Source organism: Campylobacter sp. BCW_6873 (genome assembly GCF_001762365.1).
Taxonomy (GTDB): Bacteria; Campylobacterota; Campylobacteria; order Campylobacterales; family Campylobacteraceae; genus Campylobacter_D; species Campylobacter_D jejuni.
The window spans coordinates 1-1,205 of the sequence record NZ_MJWS01000031.1 but is presented as its reverse complement, the minus strand read 5'-3'; the positions used below and the strand labels follow the sequence as shown (position 1 = coordinate 1,205).

1 protein-coding gene is annotated in these 1,205 nt (G+C 30.7%); it reads left to right on the top strand.

Annotated elements, in window-relative coordinates; genetic code table 11:
- On the top strand, positions 1–1,205 hold a 1,205-nt coding region (locus AJ932_RS01495; RefSeq protein ID WP_261660042.1), incomplete at both ends, for an autotransporter outer membrane beta-barrel domain-containing protein.

Sequence of the window (1,205 nt, the reverse complement as noted above, 5' to 3'; positions counted from 1 at the left end):
GGTAAATTAGACACTGTGGTTGTAGGTGGAAGTGGTAAAGATAATGTAAAAGTAGAAAACATCACTGTAGATCAAAGCAATGTTAATCTTGATGAATTAGGCAATATAAACAATATCATCTCAGGTGTTAATCAAGGCAATATTGGCAATATAGGAACCAATGGAGGTGGAGAAATATCTTTAAGCTTTGATCCAATAACAGGAAAGCTTACTACAGATTTTAATCTTAATGCTTCCATATCAGGTGCAACCTTTAGATCTTTAATCTCTACTACTACAAGAAGATCTACCTTTATAGACAATGTTATGGGTAATTCTATGCAAACTTTTGCTTTAGCTTCTTCAAGTAAATCTCAAAGCATTGCTATGTCTGAAAAGGGTAATTTATATGCAGATGCAAGTGATTATATAAAGAGTGATTTAAATAATGGAAGCTATGGTTCTAATAAAGAACATTCTTTATTCATCCTTCCTTATACTTCTTCACAGAATGTTGAACTTTCTTTAAATGAAGAAAGTAAAGGACACACTAAAGGAACCATTATAGGTTATTCTACTTTAAAAGACAGTGGAATATATGGTGTGTATGCAGGTTATGAAGATACAAGAATGGGTTCAACTTATTTTGATATTAATAATAGAACCTATTATGCAGGTTTAAAATACTTTAATACCTTATTTACTACAGAAAAAGGTCAAGAAGTTTATATCAAAGCTCAAGGTAAAGCTGCTTTGATTAAAAATGATTTAACTAAAAAAATAGGAAATAATGAAGCTAAAGCTGAACCTAATTCTTATGCTTATGGAGTCAATACAGCCTTAGGTATGAATTTTATTTCTAATAAAGATATATTCTCCCCTGAAATAGGTCTTGCTTATGAAGGAGGCTATACTGAAGCTTTTTCTATGAAAGACACTATAGGACAAGCAACAGTTAAGGATGGAGAAAGAACCTATGCAAACTATTTAAATCTTTTCTCTACTAAAACAAGCTTTACTTGGTTTAGAGATTGGTTGCCTAATTTAAAAACTTCAGTAGAACTTGGAGCTAAGTTTAATATCAATCCTAAAGTAGAAGCTGAGGCTAGATTTGGAAATATAAAAGTAAGTGATGAGTTTGATTTACCAAGAATACAAAAATTTGTAAGCACTTCTTTTATCGTTCCTGTTAATGAAGCTTTCTATTTTAGTTTAAACTATAATGG